The following is a 23,200-nucleotide window of genomic DNA, read 5'->3' on the forward strand; positions in this document are numbered from 1 at the left end:
CCGGCGGCGGTATCGTGGCGGACCGGCCCCGGTGCACGCGGCCGGGAAGGATTCCTGTGCTCGCCGCTGTATTCTTCGCGGTGCTCGCCGCCGGACAAGCGACGCTCGCCGCCCGATGCGCGCACCGGTTCCTGCGGACCGGCGATCGTCTGCCGATCGTTCCCGCCGTGGTGTGTGCGGCACTGACCTACGACAACACGGTGCTCGCGGCAGGTCGCTGGATCGGGGCGGGCCCGGCCCTGGAATCCTGGTCGGTGCCCCGCTTCGTGGCACATATCGTGCTCACGCCACTGCTGATGCCGTGGGCATGGGCCGCCGCGGCCCGGGCGGGCGTCGGCTGGATACGGAGCCGCTGGGCAACGGCCGCGGTGGGGGTGATCACGGCGGCGGTGATCGTCCTGGGGGCGTCGGTCGAATTGAACCCGCTCACCCTGGAGCCGCGGGAATGGGCCGGCACCGTGCGGTACACGACCGCGCACGCGTCGGCTGCCGCTGTGTTGTCCCCGGTCGTGACCGTGCTGGTGGTGCTCGTGGCGGCGCTCGCGGTATGGCGGGTGCGGGGTTACCGGCTGTGGACGTTGACCACCGTGATCATGGCGGTGGTTCCGGCCGCGATGCCTCCCATGCTGGTCACCAACTGTGCCGAACTGGTGTTCACCGCGGGTGTCGTCGCGACCGCGATGTGGTTGTCGCGGCCGGCCCCCGTCGTCCGGGACAGATATTCCGGCGGCGCGTCGCGTTCCGTGCGATGAATTCCGGGTCCGGGCCGCGTCATCTGTGGTGTCGACTCCGGCCCGGTCGAGATCCGGGCGGACACCGGACGGGCCGTGCCCGGAACTGAGGAGAATCGGATGACAAAGGGTAGCGATCTCGCACTGTCGCATATCGGGGTGCTCGTGGGCGATCAGCAGGAAGCTCTCGAGTTCTATCGGGACGTGATCGGCCTCGAGGTCCGTGCCGATATGCCGTTCGGCCCGTTGCGCTGGGTGACCGTGGGACCGGCCGGACAGCCGGCTATCGAATTCATCCTGGAGACGCCGTCCATGGTGCCCGATCCCGGACAGCGCACCGAGTCCGAACGCCGGCTGGCCGCCGGCGCCCACGGGACTCTCATCTTCACCACCGAATCGGTGGACGAGACCTTCGCGCGGCTGCGCGATGCCGGGGTGCGCGTCGGTCAGGAGCCGGTCGACCAGCCCTACGGGGTGCGGGATTGCGGATTCGTCGACCCGTGGGGGAATTTCCTGCGTTTCTCCCAGCCGCTGGGCTGAGCGAACGCGAGGGGCGTCACCTGTGCCGATAGCCGGAGTTCGCGGCGTCCGGTGCACACGGTTCGCATGGGCCGTGTGCGTCGTCACAGCTACCGGCCGGGTGGCCGTCCATACTGTCTGATCATGGGCGATGCGCAGACCGCTGAAGGAAACGACGCGACCCTGCCGCTGCGCGAGGACATCCGGTTCCTCGGCGGCGTACTCGGTGACACCATCCGCGATCACGAGGGCCCGGAGGTCTTCGATCTCGTGGAGCGGGTGCGCGTGGAGGCGTTCCGGGTCCGGCGCGAGGAGGTGGAGCGCAGCGCGGTCGGCGAGATGCTGGCCGGAGTGGATATCGCGGTGGCGCTCCCGCTGATCCGAGCGTTCAGCTATTTCGTCCTGCTGGCCAACCTCGCCGAGGATATCCAGCGCGATCGCCGCCGCGCCGCCCACGAGGCGGCCGGCGAAGCGCCGCAGGATTCCTCCCTCGCCGCTACCTACCGCAAGCTGGACGCGGCCGCCGTACCGGGGGAGCGGGTGGCCGAACTGCTGTCCGACGCGCTGGTGTCGCCGGTGATCACGGCACATCCCACCGAGACCCGGCGCCGGACGGTGTTCGATACCCAGAGCCGGATCACCGAACTCATGCGGCAACGGTTGCGCGCCCCCGAGTCCGAGCGCGAGAGCCTCGAACTCGAGATCCGGCGACAGGTCCTCACGCTCTGGCGTACCGCACTGATCCGCCTGTCGCGGCTGCGCATCCAGGACGAGATCGCCGTCGGCCTGCGGTACTACGAACTCACCCTGCTCGATGTCATTCCCGCGATCAATGCCGGAGTGCGGGCGGCGCTGGGCTCGCGCTGGCCCGAACAGCGACTGCTACCGAAACCCATGCTGCGGCCGGGTTCGTGGATCGGCGGTGACCGGGACGGGAACCCGTACGTGACGGCGGAGGTGGTGCGGACGGCCGCCACCCAGGCCGCGGGCGTGGCGTTCGGGCGCTATCTCCGCGATCTGGTGCAGTTGGAGAAGACACTGGCCTTGTCGGCGCGGCTGGTCGCGGTGACCCCGGCGGTGCACGCGCTCGCCGAACGCGGCTACCCGGATCCGCGCACCTACGCCGACGAACCGTATCGGCGGGCGTTGTACGGCATCCGGGTCCGGCTCACTGCGACCGCCCGCCGGGCCGTCGCCGCACTGGATCCGGACGCGGCGGGTCCCTGGGAGTTCGAATCGTTCGGTGCGGGCGATCCCGGCGGGGCCACCCCGTATTCGGCACCGCAGGATCTGCTCGACGACCTCGACGCCGTCGACGCTTCGCTGCGGGCCGGTGGCGACGCGTTGCTCGCCGACGATCTCCTCGCCACCCTGCGGTATTCGGTGGAAACCTTCGGATTCCATCTCCAGGGCCTGGATATGCGCCAGAATTCCGAAACCCATGAGCAGGTCGTCACCGAATTACTGGCCTGGGCGGGGGTACATCCGGACTATCCGAGCCTGCCCGAATCCGAGCGGGTAGAACTGCTCACCCGGGAGCTGCGTACCCGACGCCCGCTGCTGAGTTCGCGGGCGCGGCTGAGCGAGCTGGCCACCAAGGAACTGGGCATCGTGCGCGCCGCCGCCGCTGTGGTGGCCGCGCTCGGCCCGGATGCGGTGCCCAACTACATCATCTCCATGTGCACCTCGGTCAGCGATCTGCTCGAAGCGGCGCTGCTGCTCAAGGAGGGCGGGCTGCTGGATCCGGGAGGTGCCGACAGCGGGCCGTCCTGCCCGGCCGGCATCGTTCCGCTGTTCGAGACCATCGAGGATCTCGCGGCCGGAGCCACCACACTGGCTGCGGCCCTGCAGGTTCGCGAGTATCGGGAGCTGGTGGCCGCACGCGGTATGCGCCAGGAGGTCATGCTCGGCTACTCCGATTCGAACAAGGACGGCGGCTATCTGGCCGCCAACTGGGCGCTGTACCGGGCGGAACTGGATCTGGTCGAGCTGGCGCGCGAACACGGCATCCGGCTACGCCTCTTCCACGGTCGCGGCGGTACCGTCGGCCGTGGTGGGGGCCGCAGCTACGACGCGATCCTCGCCCAGCCCGCGGGTGCTGTCCGAGGTTCGCTGCGACTGACCGAACAAGGCGAGGTCATCGCCGCGAAATACGCCGAACGCGGGTCGGCGCACCGCAATCTCGAATCGCTCATCGCGGGCACTCTCGAATCGACGCTGCTGGATGTCGAGGGGCTGGGCGACGACGCCGAACCCTCCTACGCGCTCATGGACGAACTCGCCGCCCGGGCCCGCACCGCCTACGCGCAGCTGGTGCACGAGACCCCCGGTTTCGTGGAGTATTTCCGGCAATCGACGCCGGTCGCCGAGGTGGGCGACCTCAATATCGGTAGCCGTCCCGCGTCCCGGAAACCCACCAGTTCGGTTTCCGATCTGCGGGCGATCCCGTGGGTGATGTCGTGGAGCCAGGCCCGGGTGATGCTGCCGGGCTGGTACGGCACCGGTACCGCGCTCGAGGAATGGATCGACGGCGATCCCGGGCGGCTGGCCCGGCTCGCCGACCTGTACCGCCGGTGGCCGTTCTTCCGGACCGTTCTGTCGAACCTCGCGCAGGTGATGGCCAAGAGCGACCTCGATATCGCCGCCCGCTACGCCGAACTGGTCGAGGATATCGATCTGCGGAAACGTATCTTCGCGATGATCGAACGCGAGCACGCCCGGACCGTGGCCGTCCATGCCGCTATCACCGGTAACGACCATCTGCTGGCCGACAACCCGTCGCTGGCGGAATCCATTCGTAACCGGTTCCCGTATCTGGAGCCGCTCAACCAGATGCAGGTCGAACTGCTGCGCCGGTTACGTGCCGGTGACGATTCCGAATTGGTCAAACGCGGCATCCTGCTCACCATGAACGGGCTGGCCACCGCGCTGCGCAACTCGGGATGACACCGGCTCGTGTCCGCGCGGGCCGGGCCGGGGATCCCGTCGGCCCTCGGGTGCCGCGCGGAACTCCGTGATCGGTGCCCGGGCAGACCGCCTCGCTCCCTGCTGCCGGGCGCTGCTGCGCCGGGGCGGTCCTTCGCCTTGCTCCGGTGGGCGGTATCCCGGCCGGAGCAAGGCCGGTCTCGATCCGGGTTGTCCGGACCTGCGATCGCGGTGGACGTCGTACCGTCGCTTATATGACGACATGGAGTGAGTTCACCGCCGAGGCGCCGCGGATCAGCGAGATCTTCCGTCGTCGCCACAGCGCGACCAGCAATCTGTGCATGCTCGCCACCCTGCGCTCGGACGGATACCCCCGGATCAGTCCGGTGGAGCCGTTGATCTTCGAGGAGAAACTGGTGATCACCGGCATGCCGGGCACCACCAAGTTCCGTGATCTGGTCCGCGATCCCCGCTTCTGCCTGCACACCGCGACCGAGGACACGATGGTCGCCGAGGGCGACGCGAAACTCTTCGGTGTGGTGGTCGACGATCCGGATACCGCGTTGCACGCGCGATTCGCCGAGTACCTGTACGCGGACAGCGGCTTGGATCTGCGGGGCCGGCAGTTCGAGCATTTCTTCGTGGCCGATCTGACTTCGGCGTCATCGGTGGAGGTCGGCGACGATCTGCTGCGGGTCACCATCTGGAAACCGGGTGAAGGGGAGCGAGTGGTCGAGAAGCAGTAAGCGGCACGCGGGGCCTGCGATCGGGTGATCAGGGGACGCCCGCGAAACGCAGGACGGCAGTGACGGCCGCCGCGGTCCCGAGCACCAGCGGCAGCGGCAGCCGGTAGTGGTGGAGCACACCGGCGAGCACGACTCCGGCCGGGCGCGCGAATCCGGCCGAGCCGGTGTCCTCGGTCAGGGTGGTGGTGAGCACCAGTGCCGCCAACATCACGACGGACGCGGTGTCCAGCAGCTCCGCGGTCCGGTCCGATAACGGGATGCGCGACCCGAGGACGGGCCCGGCGAGCCGGAAGGCGTAGGTGCCGACCGCCAGCACGAGCGCGGCACCGACCAGGTACCCGAGATCGTTCATCGGTGCTCCGGTCGCGGAATCGTGACGACCACGCCGATGGCGGCCAGCAGGATCGGCACGCCGGGCGGTAGCACCGGGGTGCCGAGCAGTGCGAGACCGGCCCCGGCGAGCGCGCCGCGCCGGACTCGGGGCGCGCGCAGCGCGGGCATGATCAATGTCAGCAGTACCGCCGGGAACACGGCATCGACCCCGAACGCGCCCGGGTCGGGCACCGCGTTCCCGAGCAGGCCGCCGACCAGGGTTCCGGCGGGCCAGGCCGCGAAGATCCCGAGTCCGCAGGCGAGATAGGCGGCCCGGCCGCCGCCGGTCGAGCGCTGGGACAGTGCCACGGCCACGGTTTCGTCGTTGAGGAGGTGCGCGCGGCGCGCCCGTCGCCGGCCGGTGCCGAGCACCTCGGGTACCGCGAGCCCGTAGCCGATATGCCGAATGTTGAGCAGCAGGCCCGCGAGCAGAGCGGCGATCGGGCTGCCACCGGCGACGACGATTCCGAGGAACAGGAATTCCGATCCGGCGGCCAGGACCAGTACGCCGAGCGCGACCGGAAACCACAGCGGAAGTCCTGCCGCGACCGCCGTGGCGCCGTAGGACATCCCGGCGACGGCGACCGCGGCGCAGAGCGCGCGGATCAGTGATCGGGCCGGACGATCGACTGTTCGCCATAACGAACACATGGCTACCATGGTGAACGTGAACGCACGTGTTCGTCAAACCGAACGAGATACTCGTGAACCGAACGATGCTGCGCGAGGTCCTGTCGATGCGGATCCAAACCGAACCCCACAGCAGGTGATCGCCGCCTCGCTACGGCGCGAGCGCGTGCGCGCGGAGCTGTCACTGACCGAGGTGGCCCGGCGCGCAGGCATCGCGAAATCGACCCTCTCGCAACTCGAATCGGGAACCGGGAATCCCAGCCTGGAAACGCTGTGGGCGCTGTGCCTCGCCCTGGAGGTGCCCTTCTCGCGGCTGCTGGACCCGCCACGCCCGCGCACCCGGGTGATCCGGGCCGCGGAAGGTCCGGCGGTGTTCGCCGCCGAGGCCGATTACCGGGCCACGCTGCTGGCGGTGAGCCCGACGGGAGTGCGTCGCGATATCTACCGGGTGGCCGCCGAGCCCGGGCACGGGCGGGCATCGCAGCCGCATGCGCCCGGGTCGGTCGAGCACGTACTGCTCGGCACCGGGCGCGCGCTCGTCGGGACGTCGGCGGATCCGGTGGAACTCGAACCCGGCGATTACATCGCCTACCCCGCCGACGTGCCGCATATTTTCGAAGCGCTGGTCCCGGGCACGGTGGCCACGCTGATCGCCGAATATCCCTGACCGGGTGGTCTGACGCGCGGGCTCGGCCCGCGGGTCAGTCCCCGGTGAAGCGGGGTGCGCGCCGTTCCAGCATGGCCGCGACCGCTTCGTCGTGATCGGCGGTGTGATGGGTGACGGCCTGCATGGCCGCGGAGAGTTCGAGTAGGGTCTCCAGGCTCTGTTGCTGACCCTCGCGGAGCAGGCGTTTGGTCATCCGGAGCGCGTGCGGCGGATTGACGGCGATCTCCGCGGCGAGCCGATGGGCGGTATCGAGCAGCCGATCCGGTTCGACCACCTCGTTGACCATGCCCCATTCGAGTGCCGTGGCCGCATCGATGGCGGCGCCGGTGAATGCCAGCTGGCTGGCGCGGGCCATGCCGACCGCTCGCGGCAACAGCCAGGCGCCGCCGTCGCCGGGGATGAGGCCCAGGCGTACGAAACTCTCGGCGAAGGTCGCGGTGGTCGCCGCGATCCGCATATCGCACATCAGGGCCAGATCGCAGCCGGCGCCGATCGCCGGGCCGTTCACCGCGGCGATGGTGGGGATCTCACAGTGGTAGAGCGCCTTGGGGATGCGCTGGATCCCGTGCCGGTACCCCTGGCGCAACTCCGCCGGGGCGCCGCCGAACATGCCGGCCTTGTCCCGCATATGTTTCACATTGCCGCCGGCGCTGAACGCCGTGCCCGCGCCGGTGAGGATGGCCACCCGGATCGAATGATCGCGGTCGGCCGCGTGGACTGCGGACTCCAGGGCCTCGATCGTCGCCTCGTCGGAGATCGGATTGCGTTGCTCGGGATTGTCGATGGTCCAGACGACGATGTCGCCGGTGCGCTGCACGCGCACGGGTGCGGTCACGGTTACTCCTCGGGCCACGGTGCTGCGGTCACCGGAAACAATGCCCGATCGGGTCGGTCCGGGCGAGCGCGCGGGTCGGTGCGCCGGGTGCGGACCGGTCCGCACCGTGGTTCCGGTCGCGGATTCGGGGGTGTAGGTGGTAGTCGGCGCCTGGGTGGGTCCTTCGTTCCGGCCGGTACGGCGGGCATGTTCGGCTGTCATCCGCACGGTGAGGCCCACCAGGTTGCGAGTGCGTGATTCCAGCCGGGACAGCGATTCGGTGAGTTCGGTATCCGAGACGGCGCCGAGATCGCCGGTGAGCAGGGTGTCGACCGCCTGCTCCAGGGCGCCGATCTGAACCCGGAGCCAGCTGTTCGAACACATGTTCTAATCCTAGCCGATCATGGCAGCCGTTCTCCTGAATCTGGGTGTGTCACAGGTTCCGCTCGGCGAGCGAGTGCGGTCGTCCGGGATCGGCGCCTGATCGGCGGCGGCCTACCGGAAACTGCTCGCGCGCCACCCCCGGCCTCGACCGTGTACGACCGCACCGGCCCGGCTGGGACCACCACCCAGACGCTGCTGGCTCGGACGTCCTGACCCGGAGGTCCGGTCCGGGACTCGGCCGACGCGCCGGCCGGCCCGCGATGGCTCGTCCGGGAGTCGATCTCGACCTGCTGGGTGGTAACCCGGCGGGGTGCTTGCGGACCGGTTGATGAATGGGCTTGCATGGTCGTGCATAATCATCACATGGCTGATCTCACGGATATGCCCGACCGGAACGGACCCCTGCGCGTGGCCGTCGCCGGTGCCAGCGGTTACGCAGGCGGGGAAGTGCTGCGTCTGTTGCTGGGCCATCCGGAGTACCGAGCCGGGCGCCTCGAGATCGGGGCGCTGACCGCCGGTAACAACGCGGGTACCGCGCTGGGCGCGCTGCAACCACAGCTGCTGCCGCTGGCGGACCGGATCCTCGCCCCGACCACGGCCGGCGAACTGGCCGGGCACGACATCGTCTTCCTCGGCCTGCCGCACGGGCAGTCGGCCGACCTGGCCGCCCAGCTGCCGGAGACGACAGTGCTCATCGACTGCGGCGCGGATTTCCGGCTCACCGATCCGGCGGCCTGGGACCGGTACTACGGCGGTCCGCACGCCGGCAGCTGGCCCTACGGTCTACCGGAGCTACCCGGGGCGCGGGACGCGTTGCGGGGGGCCACCCGGATCGCGGTGCCCGGCTGCTATCCGACCGTCAGCAGTCTGGCCCTGGCTCCCGCGATCGCCGCGGGCATCGTCGAACCCGCGGTCAACGTCGTCGCGGTGAGCGGTACCTCCGGCGCGGGTCGCAAACTCGATGTGAGCCTGCTCGGCTCCGAAGTCATGGGTTCGGCCCGGGCCTACGGGGTGGCCGGTGCGCACCGGCACACCCCGGAGATCGCACAGAATCTCTCGGCGGTGGCCGGGGCGCCGGTGCGGGTGTCGTTCACCCCGGTGCTCGCGCCGATGCCGCGCGGCATCCTGGCCACCTGCACCGCGCCGGTGCGGGTGGACGCGGCCGAGGCGCGCGCGGTCTACGAGAAGGCCTACGCGGACGAACCCTTCGTCCATCTGCTGCCCGAGGGCGTCCTGCCCCAGACCGGTGCGGTCCTGGGCGCCAACTCCGTCACGCTGCAGGTCGCCGTCGATACCGACGCGGGCCTGCTGGTGGTGATCGGTGCGATCGACAATCTGACCAAGGGCACCGCCGGTGGCGCCGTGCAATCCATGAACCTCGCGCTCGGTTTCGACGAGACCGCCGGGCTGTCCACTGTAGGAGTGGCACCGTGACCACCGACAAGAACGGAAACCTCGTGCACAACCAGGGTGTCACCGCACCGCTCGGCTTCCGGGCGGCCGGAATCGCCGCGGGCATCAAGGCCAAGGGCGGCCCGGACCTCGCGCTCGTCTTCAACGAGGGCCCCGACTACGCCGCGGCGGGTGTTTTCACCAGCAACAAAGTGAAGGCCGCGCCGGTGCTGTGGTCACAGCAGGTGCTGAAATCCGGGCGGCTGCGGGCAGTGATCCTGAACTCCGGGGGAGCCAACGCCTGCACCGGGCCGCTGGGCTTCCAGGACACCCATCGCACCGCCGAGGAACTGGCCACGGCGCTGAGCAACTGGGGCACCGAAACCGGTGCCGGGGAGATCGCGGTCTGCTCCACCGGACTGATCGGTGATCGGTTGCCGATGGACAAACTGCTGCCGGCGGTCACCGAGATCGTGCACGAGATGGGCGGCGGGATATCGGGCGGTACCGAGGCCGCGCACGCCATCATGACCACCGATACGGTGCCGAAAGAGGCATCCCTGCACCATCCGGACAAATGGAATGTCGGCGGTATGGCGAAGGGCGCGGGCATGCTGGCTCCCTCGCTGGCGACCATGCTGGTCGTGCTGACCACCGATGCCGTCGCAAGTGCCGAACAGCTCGACACCGCGTTGCGGCGGGCCACGAAGCTCACCTTCGACCGGCTCGATGTGGACGGATCGATGTCGACCAACGACACCGTGCTGCTGCTGGCGAACGGTGCCAGTGAGGTCACACCCAGTCAGGAAGACCTGGACGCGGCCGTGCTCGCGGTCTGCGACGACCTCGCCGGTCAGCTGATGGCCGACGCCGAGGGCGTCACCAAACGGGTCCTGGTGACGGTCGAGGGCGCGCACAGCGAAGACGACGCCCTGGTCGCGGCCCGGATCATCGCCCGCGACAGCCTGGTCAAAACCGCCATGTTCGGCTCCGACCCGAACTGGGGCCGGGTGCTGGCCGCGGTCGGTACCGCCCCCATCGAATTGGATCCCGACCTGATCTCGGTGTCGTTCAACGGGTTCCCGGTCTGTGTCGACGGCACCGGCGCGCCCGGAGCACGTGAGGTCGATCTGTCCGGGGCCGATATCCACGTGGTCGTCGATCTGCGACTCGGCGTCGGGACCGCCACCGTCCGCACCACCGATCTCTCGCACGGCTATGTCGAAGAGAATTCGGCCTACAGCTCATGACCGAAGCGTTGCACGAACTGTCCGCGCTGGACAAAGCGCATATTCTCGCCGGTGCCCTGCCATGGTTGCAGAAATTCCGGGACAAGGTGGTGGTCGTCAAATACGGCGGCAACGCCATGATCGACGACGGGCTCAAACGCGCGTTCGCCGCCGATATGGCTTTCCTGCGTACCGTCGGCGTACACCCGGTGGTGGTACACGGCGGCGGCCCGCAGATCTCGGCCATGCTGCAGCGCCTCGGGATGTCCGGGGAGTTCCGCGGCGGTTTCCGGGTCACCACACCCGAGGTGATGGATGTGGTGCGGATGGTGCTGTTCGGTCAGGTCGGCCGGGAACTGGTCGGGTTGATCAATGCCCACGGCCCGTACGCCGTGGGTATCTCCGGTGAGGACGCCCGGCTGTTCACCGCCACCCGCCGCACCGTTTTCGTCGACGGCGCGGCCACCGATATCGGGCTGGTCGGCGATGTCACCGACGTCCATCCGGATTCGGTGCTCGACCTGATCCGCGCGGGGCGTATCCCGGTGGTCTCCACCATCGCCCCCGACGCCGACGGCGTGGTGCACAACATCAACGCCGATACCGCGGCCGCCGCGCTCGCCGAGGGGATCGGCGCCGAGAAACTGGTGGTGCTGACCGATGTCGAGGGCCTGTACACCGATTGGCCGGACCGGTCGTCGCTGACCAGCGTGATCGATACCGACGCGCTGGCCGACCTGCTGCCGTCGCTGGATTCGGGAATGGTGCCCAAAATGGAGGCATGTCTGCGCGCTGTCCGGGGCGGGGTACCGGGTGCGCACGTCATCGACGGTCGCGTACCCCATTCGGTACTGCTGGAGCTCTTCACCGGGGAGGGAATCGGGACCATGGTCACACTGCCGGCGAACGAGGAAAACGGAGTCAGAGCATGAACACTGCGGAACTGCGGCAACGTTGGTCGAACGTGATGATGCGCAACTACGCCACTCCGGAGGTCGTGCTGACCCGGGGGACCGGTGCGGTCGTGTACGACGCGGACGGCAACCGCTATGTCGATTTCGTGGGCGGTATCGCGGTGAACAGCCTCGGCCACGCGCATCAGGCGATCCTGAGCGCGGTCATGGACCAGCTCGGCACGCTGGGGCATGTCTCGAATCTGTACGGCAGCGAACCGGTGATCGAGCTGGCCGAGCGGCTGCTCGGGCATTTCGGTGACGGTGACGGCCGGGCGTTCTTCTGCAACTCCGGTACCGAGGCCAACGAGGCCGCTTTCAAGATGGCCCGGCTCACCGGCCGGCGCAAGATCATCGCCTGTGACGAGGCGTTCCACGGCCGCACCATGGGCGCGCTCGCGCTCACCGGCCAGCCGGCCAAGCGCGCGCCGTTCGAACCGATGCCGCCCGGTGTCGTGCACATCCCCTACGGCGATACCCGGATCCTCGAGCGTGCGGTCGATTCCGATACCGCCGCGGTCTTCCTGGAACCGATGCTCGGCGAGAGCGGTGTCGTGGTCCCCCCGATGGACTATCTGGTCCGGGCCCGCGAGATCACCGCGCGGGCGGGCGCACTGCTGATCCTGGACGAGGTGCAGACCGGGATCGGCCGTACCGGCAAGATGTTCGCCCACCAGTCGTTCGGGATCACGCCGGATGTCATCACCCTGGCCAAGGGGCTGGGTGCCGGTCTGCCGATCGGCGCGGTCCTGGCCACCGGGCCGGCGGCCGAGCTGTTCACCCCGGGCCTGCACGGCACCACCTTCGGCGGCAACCCGGTCTGCGCGGCCGCCGCGCTCGCCGTGCTGCGCACGCTCGAAGAGGACGGGCTGCTCGAGCATGTCGAATCGGTGGGTAAGCGGCTCAGCGACGGCATCGCCGTGCTCGAACATCCACTGATCGCCGATGTGCGGGGGGCCGGACTGCTGATCGGGATCGGTCTGACCGATCCGGTCGCTCCACAGGTGGAGGCCCGGGCGCGGGCCGCGGGTTATCTGGTGAACCCGGCCAAACCCGATGTGATCCGGCTGGCGCCGCCGCTGGTGCTCACCGAGACCCAGGCCGACAATCTCGTGCTTGACCTGCCGGGAATCCTCGACGATGTCCTGGCCGAAACGAAAGGACCCCGCGGATGACCGCCTCCCTACACCCGGCCACCGCTGTCCGCCATTTCCTGCGCGACGACGATCTGACCCCTGCGGAACAGGCCGAGGTGCTGGCGCTGGCGGCCGAGCTGAAGAAGAGTCCGTTCTCGCACCGGCCGCTGGAGGGGCCGCGGGGTGTCGGCGTCATTTTCGACAAGAACTCCACGCGCACCCGGTTCTCCTTCGAGCTGGGTATCGCCCAGCTCGGCGGGCACGCCGTGGTGGTGGACGGGCAGACGACCCAGCTGGGTCGCGACGAAACCCTCGCCGATACCGGACGGGTGCTTTCCCGCTATGTGGAGGCCGTCGTCTGGCGGACCTTCGGTCAAGAGCGGCTGCGGGAGATGGCTTCCACCGCCACCGTTCCGGTGGTGAACGCGCTGTCCGACGAATTCCATCCCTGCCAGGTGCTGGCCGATCTGCTGACCATCACCGAGCACAAGGGTGGGCTGCGCGGACTGCGGCTGGCCTATTTCGGTGACGGTGCCAACAATATGGCCCATTCGCTGCTGCTCGGCGGCGTCACCGCTGGGCTGCACGTCCGGATCGCCGCCCCCGCCGGGTTCCTCCCGGCATCTGCCGTGATCGAAGCCGCCGAGGCCCGGGCCGCCGAAACCGGCGGCAGTATCGTCGTCACCGAAGATCCGCTGATCGCGGCCGACGGCGCCGATGTACTGGTCACCGATACCTGGACCTCCATGGGGCAGGAGAGCGACGGTCTGGACCGGGTCGGCCCGTTCCAGCCGTACCAGGTGAACAGCCGACTGCTGGCCCGGGCCGGTGCCGACGCGATCGTGCTGCACTGCCTGCCCGCGCATCGCGGTGAGGAGATCACCGACGAGGTCCTCGACGGGCCGCAGAGCGTGGTCTGGGACGAGGCGGAGAACCGATTGCACGCGCAGAAGGCCCTACTGGTCTGGCTGCTGGCACGCGAGGACGCGCGACGACGATGAGCGAGACCCGGATACATCCGGCGGGACCGGTCACCGCCGCCACCCGCGCGGGCCGGCAGTCGCGGATCATCGCGCTGCTGGCCGCGCATCCGGTGCGCAGCCAGACCGAACTCGCCACCCTGCTCGCCGCGGAGGGGATCGAGACCACCCAGGCGACACTGTCCCGTGATCTCGACGAACTGGGCGCGGTGAAGCTGCGCGCCGCCGACGGCGGCGCGGGGGTCTATGTGGTGCCGGAGGATGGCAGCCCGGTACGCGGGGTCACCGGTGGGACCGGGCGACTGGCGAAACTTCTCGGCGATCTGCTGGTCTCCACCGATTCCAGCGGAAACATCGCCGTGCTGCGGACACCGCCCGGCGCGGCGCATTTCCTGGCCAGCGCATTGGATCGGGCCTCGCTGCCCTACATCGTCGGGACCATTGCCGGTGACGACACCATCGCGGTCATCGCGCGCGAACCGCTCACCGGGGCCGAGCTGGCCGCGAAGATCGAGAATCTGGCCTGACGTGGATACGGTCGGCCCCGGCCGATCAGTATCTGGGCCCACCGGCTCGCACCGAGGTGTGGTACGACAGCCACCGCCCGGTGGCGCGGGACGCGGCACAGCCGAACGCGATGCCCGACAGCAGGAGCAGTGGTGTCGTGAGCGCCCGGACCGCCGGCTCACGCGAGGCAATGGCCCCGACCGTTCCCGCGATGGCGAGCAGCACGCCGATCACCGCACGACCAGCGTCAGCACCCGGCCCGGGCGCCGGCCCATCAGCAACAGCGCACCCCCGCTGACCCACAGCAGGGTGACCACTCCGATGAAAAGCAGTGAGAGCAGGGAATACCCCGGGTTCTCCCGGCCGTCGGGGTCGGCTTCCACGATCATCCGGACTGTTTCGACCAGCCCGACACAGAAGATGATGTCGGACAACGGATCTCACAGGCGATGCCATTGATCGACACCACTGGCATCCGCCGGCAACGGCTCGGCGCACGGACCGGAATCCCCGATTGAGCCGCAGACAGCGAGGATCCAACGTCCATCAACCGATGTTCTAATGGACATCAGCAGCTGCAATCATCGCTGTTCAGCGAAGTTTCGTCGTGTGTCAGTGTCCGTGAATGCCCTTTTGTGCACGTCGGGGTCTGGGCGGTTGTGGTCTGGGGGTGAGTGAGGGTGTTCGGCGGTCCAGGACGCGAGGATGCGCAGTCTGTCAAGCCGCCCCCTTCTTCGCGATCCGGACGATGGCGGATGGACGGCACCTATCGGTTCGCCGTGAGCGCGGTGGCGATGATGTCCGCGCTGCCGGCGTGCAGAGCCTGGGCCGCGGACTTACCCGTCGCCGCGAGGTAGGCGTCGACCAACCTGTTCCCGGCGGAATACCCCGCTCCCGTCGGCAATCCGACCGGGTTCACGCCCAGGTGCTCTGCGATGGTGTCGCCGTGTACCCAGGCCGTGAAGTTCTGCATCCCGGTGGTATCCAGTCCGGAAACTACTTTCGTGAACGACTCGTCGTCGTGCAAGGTCGGCACGCCGAGGCGGGCGTAGCCGAGGTCGTCACCATAGAGTTCACGAGCGAATGCGTCGGCCAAACCCTCGCCCACCACATGCTCACCGACAGTGACCGTCATCGGATCCCACACCACACCGCCGGGGCTGTAGCGCAGGTTGTGGTGGAGTTCGTGCACCGCGGTGCACTCCAGACGCTCCAGGTTCTCCGGGTAGGGCCACAAGGTGATCGTGATGTAGCCGGAGATACCGCCGAAGCCGGTGACGCCCAGGCTCGGGCCCATGAAGTTGGTATCGCCCGGGTCGCCGAGCACCAGGAGCACGGTGATGTCCGGCGCTCGGAACCCCGGTGTCGCGGCGAGCAATACGGATTCCGCGTCGTCGACCGCCCGCTGCATGCGCTTCCAGGCATCGGCCGCCGCGAGCGTTTCCAGGGCGTCGAGACAACGCTGTCCGTCGCGGTCGAGCGGGAACCCGGCCGACTGCCGGTGGAACGCCACCAGGTCGACCTCTCCCGGAAAGTACCGGTACATCCCGGTCGTCGGTTCGAGCATCGCCCGCAGCATGCCTTCCCGATCGGCCACTGGTGCCTGCAGGATCTGCTTCGTTGTCGAGTAGGAGTCGAGAACAGTGATCGTCACCGGCCCGACGGTAAATCCTGACGTCACGTGAGGTGCAAGTCCGACTCGCACCCCGGTCAGGTCGCAGGAGGTCCTGCGACCCGCTCGAGTTCGGGCGTTCCAGAATCGCCGAGCTGCTGTTCGCCACCACTTCCTCGGATTATCCGGCTGTCCGATGAGGGCGGCCGGTGGAAAATGACCTCACAGCGCGTCGGGTTCGGCCCGTAGGCCCGTGTGGCACACGAAATCGAGCTGCGCTCAGATGGCTGTCGGTTCGGGGCGGGGCCGGTGATCGTTCCCGTCGCCGCGTATCAGTGGTTGTTCACCAGGTCCTGCAGGAACGGGGTCGTCATCTCGATACCCCATTTACCGATGGTCAGGGCGGCGTTACCGAGGTTGACGACAATGAAACCGATCGTCTCGTAATTGTCCTGCGCCCACTGCTGCAACATCTGCACGGTTCCGTCCTCCTTTGCCCGTAGCGGACCGATCGGTGTGATCAGCGTCTCATATCGAATGGGCTCCGGAAAGGTTCGGTAGGCGATCGCAACATTTTCGCGGACCGGCATCGGGCCAGGTGGCAGGCGTCCCCACCCCGATTATGAATGAGATTGCATCATCGTGCATAATCATTTGTAGCGGCGGCGCGCGCCGATCCGGCAACGGGCCAGCATACTGCTGGAGGAGGCGCCGGCCGCGTACGCGCAACGCAGAACAGCGCCCGCGCCGACGAAGAGCATCAGAACTTCCGAATACCGTCAGTACCTTCGAATATCATCCGAGGAGCACCAGAACATGTCCGATCGCGTCGTACTCGCCTACTCCGGTGGGCTGGACACCTCCGTGGCCATCAGCTGGATCGGCAAGGAGACCGGCGCCGAGGTCGTGGCCGTGGCCATCGACCTGGGGCAGGGTGGCGAGGATATGAACGTGGTGCGCCAGCGCGCTCTCGATTGCGGTGCCGTCGAAGCGGTCGTGGTGGACGCCCGCGACGAATTCGCCGACGAATACTGCCTGCCCACCATTCAGGCGAACGCGCTCTACCAGAGCGAGTATCCGCTGGTCTCGGCCATCAGCCGGCCGCTGATCGTCAAACATCTGGTGGAGGCCGCCAAGTTCCACGGCGCCGACACGGTCGCGCACGGTTGCACCGGTAAGGGCAACGACCAGGTCCGCTTCGAGGTCGGCATCGGCGCACTGGCCCCGGACCTGAACGTGATCGCCCCGGTCCGCGACTACGCCTGGACCCGGGAGAAGGCCATCGCCTTCGCCGAGGAGAACAAGCTCCCGATCAACGTCACCAAGAAGTCCCCCTTCTCCATCGATCAGAACGTCTGGGGCCGCGCGGTCGAGACCGGCTTCCTCGAGGATCTCTGGAACGCGCCCACCAAGGACGTCTACGACTACACCACCGACCCGACCGTCAACTTCGAGGCGCCCGACGAACTGATCGTCAGCTTCGACCGTGGTGTCCCGGTCGCCATCGACGGCCGCCCGGTCAGTGTGCTGGAGGCGATCGTCGAACTGAACAGCCGCGCGGGCCGGCAGGGCGTGGGCCGGCTCGATATGGTCGAAGACCGGCTGGTCGGGATCAAGAGCCGCGAGATCTACGAGGCCCCCGGCGCCATCGCGCTGATCACCGCGCATCGCGCGCTGGAGAGCGTCACCCTGGAGCGGGAGCTCGGCCGCTACAAGCGGCAGGTCGAACAGCGCTGGGGCGAGCTGGCCTACGACGGCCTGTGGTTCTCGCCGCTGAAGCGGGCGCTGGACGCCTTCGTCGCGGAGACCCAGCAGCATGTGTCCGGTGATATCCGCATGGTGCTGCACGCCGGCAACGTCGTGGTCAACGGTCGCCGCAGCGAACAGTCGCTCTACGATTTCAACCTGGCCACCTACGACGAGGGCGACAGCTTCGACCAGTCGCTGGCCAAGGGCTTCGTGCAGATCCACGGCCTGTCCTCCAAGGTCGCCGCGAAGCGGGATCTGAACCAGAAGTGAACCCGGGGTCCGGGCCACGGCCCGGACTCGCGGTGCGTCGTTCGCCCGGTCGCGTGACCGGGCGAACGTGTACGGATCCGGCGGCGCCGATCCGCCCGGCCCACCGACAGAGCCGGGGACGCGGCCGGGTGGGTGCGTTGTGGTGCTCCCCGGCGAATACCGTGGGCCGTCGAGACGAACTGTCAATCGAGACGTGGGAGAGGTAGTGGGCACCAACGAGGGCGCGTTGTGGGGTGGCCGGTTCGCCTCCGGCCCCGCCGAGGCAATGGCGGCGCTGAGCAAATCGACCCAGTTCGACTGGGTGCTGGCGCCGTACGATATCCGCGCCTCCAAGGCGCACGCCCGGGTGCTGAACAAGGCCGGGTTGCTGTCGGAGACCGATCTCGCCGGTATGCTCGCCGGCTTGGACCGCCTCGCGGCCGATGTCGGATCCGGGGCGTTCGCCCCCGCGGAATCCGACGAGGATGTGCACGGCGCGCTCGAACGCGGCCTCATCGACCGGGTCGGCCCGGAACTCGGTGGCCGGCTGCGGGCCGGACGTTCGCGCAACGACCAGGTCGCCACCCTGTTCCGGATGTGGTTGCGCGATGCGGTGCGGCGTATCGCGGCCGGCCTGGTGGCGGTCGTGGACGCGCTCACCGCTCAGGCCGCGGCGCATCCGGACGCGGTGATGCCGGGTAAAACCCATCTGCAGGCCGCCCAGCCGGTGCTACTGGCCCACCATCTGCTCGCGCACGCGCACCCACTGTTGCGTGATATCGACCGGTTGCGCGATTTCGACAAACGGGCCGCCGTCTCGCCGTACGGGTCCGGGGCGCTGGCCGGTTCCTCGCTGGGCCTGGACCCGGAGGCCATCGCGGCCGAACTGGATTTCACGGCCGCCGCCGCCAATTCCATCGACGCCACCTCCGCACGTGATTTCGCGGCCGAGGCCGCATTCGTGCTGGCGATGATCGGCGTGGACCTCAGCCGGATGGCCGAGGAGGTCATTCTCTGGAGTACGCCGGAATTCGGCTACCTCACCCTGGCCGACGCGTGGTCGACCGGTTCGTCGATCATGCCGCAGAAGAAGAACCCCGATGTCTCCGAACTCACCCGCGGTAAGGCAGGCCGGCTGATCGGCAACCTCACCGGGTTGCTGGCGACCCTGAAGGCCCAGCCGCTGGCATACAACCGGGATCTGCAGGAGGACAAGGAACCGCTGTTCGACTCTGTCGCTCAGCTGGAACTGTTGCTGCCCGCCATCGCCGGGCTGGTCTCCACCCTCACCTTCCATACCGGCCGGATGGCCGAACTCGCGCCCGCGGGTTTCACTCTGGCGACCGATATCGCCGAGTGGATGGTCCGGCACGGCGTACCGTTCCGGGTCGCGCACGAGGCGGCCGGTGCCTGCGTGCGCGCGGCCGAGACCCGGGGTGTCGGGTTGGACGAACTCACCGATGCGGAATTCGCGGCGATCGATCCGGCGCTCACCCCACAGGTGCGCGAGGTGCTCACGGTGGCCGGTTCGGTCGCGTCGCGCAATGCTCGGGGCGGAACCGCGGGGGAGCGGGTGGCCGAGCAACTCGGCGAGATCCGCGCGGCGGCCGACGATATCCGCGCCTGGCTCGGCTGAGGTTCGACGCCGGCCCAGCGGAGGGCCGAGCCGGCGATATCGCCGGTCGGTTCGGCCGCTGGGCCTTCGGGTCCGGTGCTGGCACCCGGGCAGTTTCGTGGTGCCGGGCCGGAACGATGGCAAACGCAATCACCATACGTTGATATGCGCATTGAACTATTGAATCGCACAGGAGCGGAATGCGGCGCAGACAAGGAGGCGCCCGGCCCGGCGGAATCGATCGCAGTGGATCCCGGCCCGCGCCCGGATATCGCCCGGGAAGAGGCTCAGGCGCGAATCGGTGGCGCGGCGGCGGCGATCTCCAGCACTCCGGCGAGCCACGGGCTGAAACTGTCCGGGTCCGCCCGGAGCCGGACGCGCAGTTCGTCCGGGCGGATCCAGCGGTAGCCGGCGACCTCGGCCGGATCCGGATCCGGCCGCAACCCGTCGACCAGTCCGACCAATACGTGATCCCACTCGTCTTCGACGAATCCGGTACGCGGGTCATCTGCCCGATAGTTGTACACGCCGACCTCCGTCAGCGGCACGCGCAGTCCCATCTCCTCGAACAGCCGGATACCGGCCGCGTCGGCGACCGGGACGCCCGGTGCCGGATGGCCGCAGCAGGTATTGGACCAGCGTGCCGGGAACCGTGTCTTACCGGTCGCGCGCTGCTGCAGCAGCGTCCGGCCCGCGGGATCGAAGATCAGTACCGAGAATGCGCGGTGCGGTCGCCCGGGAGCGCGGTGGGCTTCGGCGACCGGGCACGAGCCCACCGTATTGCCGGTGGAGTCCACGAGTTCGACGGGCAGTGTCTCCCGGTCGACGGCCGCCGTGGATCGGGCAGGTGGGAGGGTCGGATCGGTCACGATCCTCACCCTATCGGCGCGGGTGCGGGGTTCCGTCGAGGTGACGGGTACATGATGTAGATGTCACAACGGAACCGACAGGTGCCGGGTGCGATATGGCAGGCTTTGGTGCATACCGCAGGGTTTGTGAGGTATGCCACGCCACAGGTAGGGCTGGGAGCGGAACGTGAAGTTGAGTGTGCGAGGTCTGGCGGGGTCGGCACGGCGGGTGATGTCGACAGCGCAGAACGGTCTGGAAGTGATCCGCTTCGGGGGTCTGGGCCGGGACACCGAATCCTCGCCCTTCGAGATCGCCGAGCGGCGCCCCATGTATCGGCTGCGCCACTACTTCCCCGGCGCTCCCACCGGTGGCCCGGTCGCGCTGTTCGTCCCGCCACTGATGGTCAACGCCGATATCTGGGATGTCAACGGCGACGACGGCGCGGTCGGGATCCTGCATCGTGGCGGTATCGACTGCTGGGTGATCGACTTCGGTTCCCCGTCGGTGGAGGAGGGCGGCTGGAAACGCGACCTCGCCGACCACGTTCTCGCGGTGAACAACGCGATCGACACGGTCAATGCGGCAACCGGCCGGAACGTGCACCTGATGGGGTATTCGCAGGGTGGGATGTTCGCCTACCAGACCGCGGCGTTCCGGGCCGGTAAGGGGATCGCGAGCATCGTCACCTTCGGCAGCCCGGTCGATATCATCGCCGGGATGCCGCTGGGGTTGCCGCACGACGCGGTGTCGGATCTGGTGGATTTCGCCGCCGATCACGTGATACCGCGGCTACCCATCACCGACCGGATGGTTCGGATCGGATTCCAGTTGCTCGACCCGGTGAAGACCACCAAGGCGCGAATCGATTTCCTGCGCCAGCTCCACGATCGGGAGGCATTGCTGCCCAAGGAACGGCAGCGCCGTTTCCTCACCAACGAGGGCTGGATCGGTTACGCCGGCCCGGCCGCGGCCGATCTGCTCAAACAGTTCGTCGTCCACAACCGGATGATGCTCGGCGGTTTCGTCATCCGTGATCAGCCGATCTCGCTGGCCGATCTGAAATGCCCGATCCTGGCCTTCCTCGGCGAGGTCGACGAGATCGGCCAGCCTGCCGCCGTACGCGGGATCGTCCGGGCCGCACCGCGTGCCGAGGTGTACGAGTCCAAGCTGGTATCCGGTCATTTCGGTCTCGTGGCCGGCTCGGTGGCCACCAGGTGCACCTGGCCGCAGGTGCGCGACTGGGTGGGCTGGATCGACGGCAGCAACCCGCTGCCCGAGGAGATCGCCCCGATGTCCGAACATGTGTCGGAGGCGGCGCCGCGTACCGCGCTGCTGCGCGCGGTGCACACCGCGGCTGCCTTGGCCGAAGCGGGCGCCGAGGTGGGCCGGACCCTGGAACATCTGGCCGCGAACACGGTGCGCGGTTCGGTCGGTGTGGTGGAAGGCGCCGCGCGCACGCTGCCGCGGCTGACCCGGCTCGGCACGATCGAGGCGAGTACCCGGATCTCCATCGGCCGGTTGATGGCCGAGCAGGCCCGCCGCTCCCCGCGCGGGGAATGCTTCCTCTTCGACGACCGGGTGCACAGCAATGCCGCCGTCGATATCCGGATCGACAATGTGGTGCGGGGGCTGATCTCGGCCGGGATCCGCCCGGCGACCCGGGTCGGTGTGGTGATGGAGACCCGGCCCAGTGCACTGGTGACCTTGGCGGCCCTGTCCCGGATCGGCGCCGTCGCGGTGCTCATGGCGCCGGAAAGCGATCTGACCACCGCACTGGAGCAGACCGGGACGACGATCCTGGTCTCGGACCCGGAGAACGTCCGCCATGCCGTCGCCACGGGTGCCCGGGTGTTCGTGCTGGGCGGTGGCGACACTCGTGGCCTGGCGGTGCCCGCCGGCACCGACGTCGTCGACCTCGAGAAGGTCGATCCCGAGCGGGTCCGGGTACCGGGCTGGTACCGCCCGAACCCCGGCCGGGCGCGGGAGCTGGCCTTCATCCTGGTCGCCGGTGTCGGCGACCGGCTCGACATCAAATACATCACCAACCACCGGTGGGCGCTGTCGGCGTTCGGCACCGCCTCGGCGGCCGATCTGGACAACAAGGACACGGTGTACTGCCTGGCGCCGCTGCATCATTCGTCCGGACTGCTGGTGAGCCTGGGCGGCGCGATCGCCGGCGGGAGCCGGATCGCGCTGGCCCGGTCCCTTGATCCCGCCCGATTCGCCGAAGAAGTGCACCGGTACGGGGTCACCGTTGTGACCTACACGTGGACGATGCTGCGCGATATTCTCGACGCCGAGGTCTTCCCCGAGGGGCACGCGCATCCGGTGCGCCTGTTCATCGGTTCCGGTATGCCCGCCGGTCTGTGGCGGCGCACCATCGAACAGTTCGCTCCGGCAAGGGTTCTCGAGTTCTACGCCTCCATCGAGGGGGATGTGGTGCTGGCGAATGTGCCGGGGGTGAAGTTCGGTTGTAAGGGCCGTCCGGTGCCGGGGACCGCGCGGGTGGAACTGGTCGCCTACGATCCGATGTCCGGGCAGGTCCAGGTGGACGACAACGGCTATGCCCGGCGGTGCGCGGACAATGAGGTCGGACTGTTGATCGGCTCGGCCGGGGCGACAGTGGACCTGTCACTGGGTGGATTGCGCGGAGTATTCGAACCGGAGGATTCCTGGCTGCCCACCGAGAACCTCTTCCGGCGGGACAGCGACGGTGACTACTGGCTGATCGACCGCATCGACACGGTGATCCGGACGCGCCGCGGACCGGTGTTCACTCAGCCGATCGTCGATGTGCTCAACGATATCGCCGCCGTCGATATGGAGGTGGCCTATGCGCTACCGGCCCGTGACCGGGTGCTCGCCGTCGCGGCGGTGAGTGTGCGGCCCGGATTCCGGCTCGAACCCGCCGACATCACCGATGCCCTGCGTTCCCTGGCGCCGGATCAGCGCCCGGATCTCGTCTATATCGTCGACGATATTCCGCGTAGCCCCTCGTTCCGGCCCTCGGCGCATGCCGTCGCGGCGGCGGGCGGTCCGCAACCCGGCCCGCGGACCTGGTGGTACGAGCCCGAATCGGAGAGTTACGCCGCTCTCACCGATACCGATGCGGTCTGGTTGTGACCGGTCCCCGCGCCCGGG

22 protein-coding genes are annotated in these 23,200 nt (G+C 68.5%); 14 read left to right on the top strand and 8 right to left on the bottom strand.

The window, feature by feature from the left end:
* Positions 1 to 56: 56 nt before the first annotated feature.
* The 4 genes from ACWCPQ_RS20065 to ACWCPQ_RS20080 all read left to right on the top strand — a co-directional run bounded on the left by ACWCPQ_RS20065 (position 57) and on the right by ACWCPQ_RS20080 (position 4,921).
* The gene (locus tag ACWCPQ_RS20065) at positions 57 to 752 is read left to right on the top strand and encodes a hypothetical protein (protein ID WP_449900891.1); all 696 of its coding nucleotides are present in this window, start codon (positions 57 to 59) and stop codon (positions 750 to 752) included.
* A 99-nt stretch (positions 753 to 851) separates the two neighbouring features.
* Positions 852 to 1,271, top strand: a complete 420-nt coding sequence (locus ACWCPQ_RS20070; protein WP_449900894.1) for a VOC family protein — start codon at positions 852 to 854, stop codon at positions 1,269 to 1,271.
* A gap of 123 nt (positions 1,272 to 1,394) precedes the next feature.
* The gene (gene ppc / locus ACWCPQ_RS20075; RefSeq protein ID WP_449900896.1) at positions 1,395 to 4,196 is read left to right on the top strand and encodes a phosphoenolpyruvate carboxylase; all 2,802 of its coding nucleotides are present in this window, start codon (positions 1,395 to 1,397) and stop codon (positions 4,194 to 4,196) included.
* 233 nt (positions 4,197 to 4,429) lie between these two features.
* Positions 4,430 to 4,921 carry a pyridoxamine 5'-phosphate oxidase family protein gene (locus ACWCPQ_RS20080; RefSeq protein ID WP_449900898.1) on the top strand — a complete coding sequence of 164 codons (492 nt, stop codon included), beginning with the start codon at positions 4,430 to 4,432 and terminating at the stop codon, positions 4,919 to 4,921.
* 28 nt (positions 4,922 to 4,949) lie between these two features.
* Here the strand turns inward: ACWCPQ_RS20080 and ACWCPQ_RS20085 are convergent, their stop codons facing one another.
* Positions 4,950 to 5,273 (bottom strand): AzlD domain-containing protein, encoded by a 324-nt coding sequence (locus ACWCPQ_RS20085; protein ID WP_449900900.1) that lies wholly within the window; start codon positions 5,271 to 5,273, stop codon positions 4,950 to 4,952.
* Complete coding sequence (locus ACWCPQ_RS20090; RefSeq protein ID WP_449900902.1) at positions 5,270 to 5,944, bottom strand: AzlC family ABC transporter permease; 675 nt, start codon at positions 5,942 to 5,944, stop codon at positions 5,270 to 5,272. Before ACWCPQ_RS20090 ends, ACWCPQ_RS20085 begins: the two co-directional genes overlap by 4 nt.
* 115 nt (positions 5,945 to 6,059) lie before the next feature.
* Between ACWCPQ_RS20090 and ACWCPQ_RS20095 the strand changes: the two genes are divergently transcribed.
* Positions 6,060 to 6,590: a helix-turn-helix domain-containing protein gene (locus ACWCPQ_RS20095; protein WP_449900904.1), complete on the top strand. Its 531-nt coding sequence runs from the start codon at positions 6,060 to 6,062 to the stop codon at positions 6,588 to 6,590.
* Positions 6,591 to 6,624: 34 nt separating this feature from the next.
* On the opposite strand, the gene ACWCPQ_RS20100 is transcribed toward ACWCPQ_RS20095, so the two are convergent.
* Complete coding sequence (locus ACWCPQ_RS20100) at positions 6,625 to 7,425, bottom strand: crotonase/enoyl-CoA hydratase family protein (protein ID WP_449900985.1); 801 nt, start codon at positions 7,423 to 7,425, stop codon at positions 6,625 to 6,627.
* Between the two features lie 744 nt (positions 7,426 to 8,169).
* Between ACWCPQ_RS20100 and argC the strand changes: the two genes are divergently transcribed.
* The 6 genes from argC to ACWCPQ_RS20130 are packed head-to-tail and all read left to right on the top strand — an operon-like array spanning position 8,170 to position 14,005.
* Entirely contained in the window at positions 8,170 to 9,222 is a 1,053-nt protein-coding gene (gene argC, locus ACWCPQ_RS20105; RefSeq protein WP_449900987.1) for an N-acetyl-gamma-glutamyl-phosphate reductase, read from the top strand.
* Positions 9,219 to 10,430: a bifunctional glutamate N-acetyltransferase/amino-acid acetyltransferase ArgJ gene (gene argJ, locus ACWCPQ_RS20110; RefSeq protein ID WP_449900906.1), complete on the top strand. Its 1,212-nt coding sequence runs from the start codon at positions 9,219 to 9,221 to the stop codon at positions 10,428 to 10,430. Before argC ends, argJ begins: the two co-directional genes overlap by 4 nt.
* A complete protein-coding gene (argB, locus tag ACWCPQ_RS20115; protein WP_449900908.1) occupies positions 10,427 to 11,341 on the top strand; it encodes an acetylglutamate kinase in 915 nt (304 codons plus the stop codon). Before argJ ends, argB begins: the two co-directional genes overlap by 4 nt.
* On the top strand, positions 11,338 to 12,537 hold the full coding sequence (locus ACWCPQ_RS20120; protein ID WP_449900911.1) for an acetylornithine transaminase: 1,200 nt from the start codon (positions 11,338 to 11,340) through the stop codon (positions 12,535 to 12,537). The genes argB and ACWCPQ_RS20120 overlap by 4 nt, the downstream gene beginning before the upstream one ends.
* Positions 12,534 to 13,499, top strand: coding sequence for an ornithine carbamoyltransferase (argF, locus tag ACWCPQ_RS20125; RefSeq protein ID WP_449900913.1), 966 nt, complete (start codon positions 12,534 to 12,536; stop codon positions 13,497 to 13,499). Before ACWCPQ_RS20120 ends, argF begins: the two co-directional genes overlap by 4 nt.
* Positions 13,496 to 14,005, top strand: a complete 510-nt coding sequence (locus ACWCPQ_RS20130; protein WP_449900916.1) for an arginine repressor — start codon at positions 13,496 to 13,498, stop codon at positions 14,003 to 14,005. Before argF ends, ACWCPQ_RS20130 begins: the two co-directional genes overlap by 4 nt.
* Positions 14,006 to 14,030: 25 nt before the next feature.
* Here ACWCPQ_RS20130 and ACWCPQ_RS20135 read toward each other — a convergent pair whose 3' ends face one another.
* From ACWCPQ_RS20135 to ACWCPQ_RS20150, 4 genes are all read right to left on the bottom strand, one after another.
* On the bottom strand, positions 14,031 to 14,219 hold the full coding sequence (locus ACWCPQ_RS20135; protein ID WP_449900918.1) for a hypothetical protein: 189 nt from the start codon (positions 14,217 to 14,219) through the stop codon (positions 14,031 to 14,033).
* Positions 14,216 to 14,419: a hypothetical protein gene (locus ACWCPQ_RS20140; protein WP_449900920.1), complete on the bottom strand. Its 204-nt coding sequence runs from the start codon at positions 14,417 to 14,419 to the stop codon at positions 14,216 to 14,218. Before ACWCPQ_RS20140 ends, ACWCPQ_RS20135 begins: the two co-directional genes overlap by 4 nt.
* 332 nt (positions 14,420 to 14,751) lie before the next feature.
* Positions 14,752 to 15,639, bottom strand: coding sequence for a DUF2268 domain-containing protein (locus ACWCPQ_RS20145; RefSeq protein ID WP_449900922.1), 888 nt, complete (start codon positions 15,637 to 15,639; stop codon positions 14,752 to 14,754).
* Between the two features lie 290 nt (positions 15,640 to 15,929).
* A complete protein-coding gene (locus ACWCPQ_RS20150; RefSeq protein WP_449900925.1) occupies positions 15,930 to 16,076 on the bottom strand; it encodes a hypothetical protein in 147 nt (48 codons plus the stop codon).
* 337 nt (positions 16,077 to 16,413) lie between these two features.
* On the opposite strand from ACWCPQ_RS20150, the gene ACWCPQ_RS20155 reads away from it, so the two are divergent.
* Positions 16,414 to 17,616, top strand: a complete 1,203-nt coding sequence (locus ACWCPQ_RS20155) for an argininosuccinate synthase (RefSeq protein ID WP_449900927.1) — start codon at positions 16,414 to 16,416, stop codon at positions 17,614 to 17,616.
* A 193-nt stretch (positions 17,617 to 17,809) separates the two neighbouring features.
* Positions 17,810 to 19,231: an argininosuccinate lyase gene (gene argH, locus ACWCPQ_RS20160; RefSeq protein WP_449900929.1), complete on the top strand. Its 1,422-nt coding sequence runs from the start codon at positions 17,810 to 17,812 to the stop codon at positions 19,229 to 19,231.
* A 266-nt stretch (positions 19,232 to 19,497) separates the two neighbouring features.
* On the opposite strand, the gene idi is transcribed toward argH, so the two are convergent.
* Complete coding sequence (gene idi / locus ACWCPQ_RS20165; protein WP_449900932.1) at positions 19,498 to 20,079, bottom strand: isopentenyl-diphosphate Delta-isomerase; 582 nt, start codon at positions 20,077 to 20,079, stop codon at positions 19,498 to 19,500.
* A 166-nt stretch (positions 20,080 to 20,245) separates the two neighbouring features.
* On the opposite strand from idi, the gene ACWCPQ_RS20170 reads away from it, so the two are divergent.
* On the top strand, positions 20,246 to 23,182 hold the full coding sequence (locus ACWCPQ_RS20170; protein WP_449900934.1) for an AMP-binding protein: 2,937 nt from the start codon (positions 20,246 to 20,248) through the stop codon (positions 23,180 to 23,182).
* The last annotated feature ends 18 nt before the right edge of the window (positions 23,183 to 23,200 follow it).

Source organism: Nocardia sp. NPDC001965 (genome assembly GCF_053594175.1).